Raw genomic sequence first — 6,263 nt, 5'->3', positions numbered from 1 at the left:
GTGCACTTGTACTCTCAGTACCACTTGGCTTCTTTAGTGGAATTGGTGCCGCCTCTAAAAATGGCATCCTAGTAAAGGGCAGCAATTATCTTGAAGCATTGAGCCAAATTGACACCTTTGTCTTTGATAAGACCGGAACCTTGACCAAGGGGCATTTCGAAGTTAGTAAAGCCCTTATAGATGAGAAGAGCTCTGAGTCAGTCTTTATAGAAGCTGCATATCTTTGTGAAAGACATTCCAATCATCCAATCGCAAAATCAATTATTAAGTATCTTGAATCCAAGCATGATCTTTCGGAACTCAAGGTTGTAAACGGTGATGTCGTTGAAGAAATCAGCGGTAAGGGCATTAAGGTTGAGCATCTTGGCAACACATACCTCGCAGGTAACGCTGCACTTGCTGACCACTTCAATTTATCTGTGCCTACAATCAACCAAAGCGGTACGATTGTCTACCTCTTTAAAAACTCACAGTATGCAGGTGCAATTGTTTTGGAGGACATGTTAAAATCAGATAGCCATAAGGCTATAAAAGCATTAAACGACATGCAGCATGAAGTTTGGATGTTCACTGGCGATCGAGAAGCTCAAGCCTCTGCAGTTGCCAAAACGCTTTCCATTGAAAATTATAAGAGCCAAATGCTTCCTGAAGATAAGTTCAAGCAATTGCAAGCCTTAAAGGATAGAGGTCGTAGGATTGCCTTCGTTGGAGATGGTATAAACGATGCACCTGTTTTGACACTTGCTGATGTGGGGATCTCTATGGGGTCTATAGGCAGCGATGCTGCTATTGAAGCATCAGACATGGTTTTCATGAACGATGAACCTTCAAAGCTCATCACAGCGATTTCTGTCTCTAAAGTGACCAAGCGCATCGTTACTCAAAACATCGTTTTTGCATTGAGCGTTAAAGTTTTTATCATGATTTTAGGCATTATGGGCCTTGGTACCATGTGGCTAGCAATCTTCGGAGATGTTGGTGTGGCACTGTTAGCCGTTCTTAACTCAACTCGAATTTTAAGTCATAAACTATAAGAATTAAACACAGAATTAACCAAGAATAAGCATAAGAAGTCAAATAAAAATGAGAATATAAACTAGAATTTGAACTAAAATGCGTGCTCGAGTGCGAGCTAGAATACGAACTAGAACACGAATCAGAACACGAATCAGAACACGAATTAGTTCTAAATCTAGGAATTGTAATGAACCGTAAAATCTAAATTAAAATAAAAAAGAAAGAACTCACTGTCCTGTGTGAGTTCTTTCTTTTTTATTTAGTATTGGAGTTTAAACCTATAGCTGGGCTATAGAGATTTAATAAATTTATCGTGTCAAATACTGGTCAATAGATTTTCCAGGTGGCACAATTGGATAAACGTCTTCATTCTTGTTGATCTTGCACTCGATGAACATGGCCTTACCCGTTTTCTTGAACCTTTCAACACTTTGCTTGAGTTCAAATATCGACCTCGCCTTAATGCTTTCAATGCCATAAGCACTTGCAAGCTTACAGTAATCCATATTGGTTGGCAAAGTCGTTTCAGCATACCGACCATCTTGGAAGAGCTTTTGCCACTGTCTCACCATTCCTAAAACACTGTTGTTAAAGAGAATAATCAGCATTGGAATATTGTGGTCCACAACGGTTGCCAGTTCATTGTTGTTCATTCTAAAGCTGCCATCACCTGTGATTAAGACCACTTGCTTGTCTGGGTTGCCCATTTTAGAGCCGATTGCTGCCCCAAGACCAAATCCCATGGTGCCAAGACCACCAGAAGTGATGAATTGACGTTGATTCTGAAATTTAAAATGTTGCGCAGTCCACATTTGATGTTGACCCACATCTGTACATATAATGCTGGTTTCGCCCAGTGTTTCATGTACCGTTTCAATTATATCTTTAGGCGGCAACCCCTCCCCCATGGTTTCAGAGATAGGTTGGTCCACACAATAGGCTTTGATTTCTTTAAGCCATGGTGTACGATGCCTTATTTCAACATGCTGATTAAATTGTTCTAATATTGTGTTGAGGTCACCACAAATATCCACATCTGAATCGATGTTCTTGCTAAACTCAGTAAAATCAAAATCCACATGTATTACCTTCGCTTTTTCGGCGAAATCCTTAGGGTTCCCGATGACACGATCACTAAATCTGGCTCCGATGGCAATAATCAAGTCCGATTTTGTAATGGCCATATTGGCCTCTGGGTAACCGTGCATTCCCACCATTCCAAGAGAGAGTTCATGCGTTCTCGGGAAAGTCCCTAAGCTCATCAGGGTGTTAACCACTGGGATTTCTTTATCCATGCAAAAGCGTCTAAGCCCTTCATGTGCATTGGCAATGCGTATGCCGCCCCCCGCATAAACGATTGGCTTTTCGGATTGATTAATAAGAGCACACGCATGTTTTACCTTATCATAGTCTATTTCTGGTTGACTCATCTTATACTCATAGTCTGGATATTGGGGAAACTCTATGGTCTTCATAAAGAGGTCCTTAGGAATATCAATGAGGACAGGTCCAGGTCTCCCAGTCGTTGCAATTTTTATCGCTTTTCTTATGATTTTTTCAAGATCCTCTAGCTTTCTCACAAGCACAGAATACTTTGTGATCGACATACACATCCCTGTGATGTCTATTTCCTGAAAGGAATCCTTGCCCAGCAACATCGTCGGCACTTGTCCTGAAATCACCAAAAGAGGTGATGAGTCAAGATATGCAGTGGCAATACCTGTTACGGTATTTGTTACACCTGGACCAGATGTTGCAAAGCAAACACCTAGCTTGCCTGTAGAACGCGCATAGCCATCAGCAGCATGAACTGCGCCTTGCTCATGTGAAGTTCTAATATGAGTAAAGCGATCATATTGCACACCAAGTTCGTGGTACAATGGAATCACTGCCCCGCCCGGGTATCCAAAGATTGTATCAATACCACTTTCATTTAATAAATCCAGTAATATCTGGGCGCCATTTTTCAGCATATGCACTCGCTCCTTTATTTTTTACTTATCGCCCCTTGGTCCGCAGAACTAACGGACTGACGATAGCGCGTTAAATACCCTTTAATTGGTTTTTCTAAAATTTGATGTTTTTCACGTCTATTCTTTAACACTTCCTCAGACACTTGAAGATTCAAGATGCCCTCTGGAATGTTGATTTCAATCATATCGCCTTCTTGTACCAGTCCGATAACGCCACCTTCAAAAGCTTCTGGAGACACATGGCCTATGGCAGCGCCTCTTGTTCCACCTGAAAATCTGCCATCAGTGATAAGTGAAACCGCTTCATCAAGACCCATACCAGAAAGTGCAGATGTCGGGGTTAACATTTCCCGCATACCCGGACCACCTTTTGGTCCTTCATAACGAATAACGACCACATCACCTGGAACAATCTTCTGTGCCAAAATAGCCTCGGTTGCAGCTTCCTCAGATTCAAAAACACGGGCTTTACCAATATTTTTCAACATTTTTTCTGATACCGCCGATTTCTTGACCACTGCACCATTTGGTGCTAAGCTTCCCTTTAAAACCTTTAAGCCACCCGTTGTACTATATGGCGATTCAATAGATGCTATGATTCCTTTTGACTTTGCAGAAGCACCTTTAAGCTTTTCACTCAAAAAGAGGCCTTCTGAAACCGTTTTAACCGTAAGATCAAGAAGGTTTGCTTTTGATAGTTCCTTCATAACGGCGTCTATACCACCATCTTCATGTAAGTCTTGAATATGCCAAGGTCCAGCCGGACTGAGCTTACAGAGATTTGGTGTTTTTTCGCAAACAGCATCAAAATCCTCAAGACTGATCGGCAACTCAAGTTCATTGGCGATGGCAGTTAAATGTAAAATCGTGTTTGTCGAGCAACCAAGCGCCATGTCCACAGTAAGTGCATTCTTAAGCGCTTCTGCTGTGACAATGTCTCTGGGTTTTAAATCCATTTCGATGAGCTCAACAATGCGTTCACCCGTTTCTTTAGCCAATCTCACTCTATCTTGGTAAACCGCAGGAATAGTCCCATTACCTGATAAGGCAAGTCCTAAGCATTCTGTGATGCAGTTCATGGAGTTAGCAGTGAACATGCCTGAGCAAGACCCACATGTTGGACAAGCATTGTCTTCAATTTCTTGAAGGACTTCTAAATCTATTTTTTCATTTTGATAAGCGCCAACAGCTTCAAAAGCCGTTGTGAGGTCAATCGCTTTGTTCACAGCCCCTTTTCTGATTTCGCCAAGGGTTTCAATACTACCGGAAAATTTACCCGCAAGCATCGGACCGCCACTGACAAAGATTGAAGGCCTGTTGATTCTTGCAGCAGCCATCAACATGCCCGGTACAGTCTTGTCGCAATTTGGAATAAAGACCACGCCATCAAAGGCATGCGCCTTCACCATAATTTCGACGCTGTCAGCAATGAGCTCCCTTGATGCCAATGAATATTTCATGCCTTCATGGTTCATGGCAATCCCATCGCAAACGGCAATTGCCGGAATTTCAAATGGTATACCGCCAGACATTAGTATGCCTTTTTTCACCGCATCAACAACACGTTTAAGTTCAACATGTCCAGGTACAATTTCATTATAGGAGTTCACAACTGCAACAAAAGGTCTCTTCATATCGCTATTTGAAAGTCCAAGGGCTTTAAGGAGTGAACGATGTGGCGCTTTTTCCACACCGTTCACAATATTAGCACTTGTATATTTATCTGATTTATAATTAAATGTTTTCATTTTGCTCCCTCTCAAGTACAAATCCCTGTTTCTATTCTTTAATCCAAGACATCATGCTTCTTAGTCTTTGACCAACTTCAACAATTGGATGCTCAAGTTCTTGAGCCTTAACTCTGTTGAAGGCTGGTCTGTTAAGGTAATTTTCTAGCAAGAATTCTTGTGCAAATTGACCATTTTGAATTTCGCTAAGTACTTTTTTCATTTCAGCTTTTGTTGTATCTGTGACGATTCTCTTACCGATGGCATAATCGCCATACTCAGCAGTATCACTTACTGAATATCTCATTTTCTCAAATCCACCTTCGTATAATAAGTCAACGATGAGCTTCATTTCATGTAAACATTCAAAATATGCCACTTCAGGTTGGTATCCCGCTTCTGTTAAAGTTTCAAAACCCGCTTTGATCAGTGACGTTAAACCGCCACAAAGTACTGCTTGCTCTCCAAACAAATCTGTTTCTGTTTCTTCTTTGAAAGTAGTCTCGATAACACCTGCTCTAGTACCTCCAATAGCATTTGCATATTCAAGCGCTAAATCACGTGCATTTCCAGTAAAGTCTTGATAAACCGCAAATAAGTTTGGTACCCCTTTGCCCTCTTGATAAACTCTTCTAACCAAGTGACCAGGACCCTTAGGTGCTACCATGAAAACATCTACATTCTTAGGCGGCTGAATTTGTGTGAAATGAATGTTGAAACCATGAGCAAATGCTAAGGCCTTGCCTTCAGTTAAATTGGGTTTGATTTCTGCTTCATATACGGATCTTTGTTTTTCATCTGGTAATAAAATCATAACAAGATCTGATTTCTTAACCGCTTCTGCAACTGTATAAACTTCAAGTCCACCAGCTTCTGCCTTAGCTTTAGATGGACTCCCTTCATATAGGCCTACACAAACGTCCACGCCAGACTCTTTCATGTTGAGTGCATGTGCATGTCCTTGTGATCCAAATCCGATTACGGCTACCTTCTTGCCTTGTAAGTGTTTTGTTGTTACATCTTCTCTGTAGTAAACTTTCATTAGTTTTCCCCTCCGTCAATTTTAATGTTTTGAATATCTATGATTTTTTCAAGCTGATACTTTGCATATTCAGCATTGAGTTTTTCCTTTTCTCTTAAGGTTATGCAAATATCTGCACGCTCTTCATCGAAACAATTCATGTTAACGCCTACGACATCAAACTCTTTTCTTCTCAGCGTTGCTACAACCTTAATTAGTGAATGCACCCCATAATCTGTGCTTGCGTAAATCTTTCTTAGCATAATCCTCACTCCTTCCATCCTCAACTTAAATTTCGCTTTTTTATGATCATTTAACGCCAAACCTTGTTTTGTCGTTAACGTTTTCATCTAAACGCTTTTGATGCTTCTCACTCTAAGCTGGATGAAAACTTATGATTTATATAAAAAAGTCCCTATAAACAATCACGATTGATTATTTATAGGGACGAATTATTTATCCGCGGTACCACCCAATTTCAGTTTAGCAAACTGCTCTCATCAAGTCGGCTTCATCATCTTCCTC

The 6,263-nt window shown here is 40.9% G+C and carries 5 protein-coding genes and 1 other annotated feature (1 of these 6 running past the window's edge); of the genes, 1 reads left to right on the top strand and 4 read right to left on the bottom strand.

The window, feature by feature from the left end; translation table 11 throughout:
- Positions 1–1,034 (top strand): HAD-IC family P-type ATPase (locus AC220I_RS04810; protein ID WP_486722693.1); only part of this gene is annotated, 1,034 nt, incomplete at its 5' end.
- Between the two features lie 291 nt (positions 1,035–1,325).
- Here AC220I_RS04810 and ilvB read toward each other — a convergent pair.
- The 4 genes from ilvB to AC220I_RS04790 are packed head-to-tail and all read right to left on the bottom strand — an operon-like array spanning position 1,326 to position 6,001.
- A complete protein-coding gene (gene ilvB, locus AC220I_RS04805) occupies positions 1,326–2,990 on the bottom strand; it encodes a biosynthetic-type acetolactate synthase large subunit (RefSeq protein ID WP_486722692.1) in 1,665 nt (554 codons plus the stop codon).
- 14 nt (positions 2,991–3,004) lie between these two features.
- Positions 3,005–4,738 carry a dihydroxy-acid dehydratase gene (gene ilvD, locus AC220I_RS04800; RefSeq protein WP_486722691.1) on the bottom strand — a complete coding sequence of 578 codons (1,734 nt, stop codon included), beginning with the start codon at positions 4,736–4,738 and terminating at the stop codon, positions 3,005–3,007.
- Between the two features lie 31 nt (positions 4,739–4,769).
- Positions 4,770–5,759: a ketol-acid reductoisomerase gene (gene ilvC / locus AC220I_RS04795; protein WP_486722690.1), complete on the bottom strand. Its 990-nt coding sequence runs from the start codon at positions 5,757–5,759 to the stop codon at positions 4,770–4,772.
- Positions 5,759–6,001: a hypothetical protein gene (locus AC220I_RS04790; RefSeq protein WP_486722689.1), complete on the bottom strand. Its 243-nt coding sequence runs from the start codon at positions 5,999–6,001 to the stop codon at positions 5,759–5,761. The genes ilvC and AC220I_RS04790 overlap by 1 nt, the downstream gene beginning before the upstream one ends.
- Before the next feature lie 177 nt (positions 6,002–6,178).
- Positions 6,179–6,263, bottom strand: a binding site (T-box leader) (it continues 210 nt past the right edge of the window).

Source organism: Fusibacter sp., from assembly GCF_057447755.1.
This window is presented reverse-complemented; position numbering and strand designations above follow the sequence as displayed.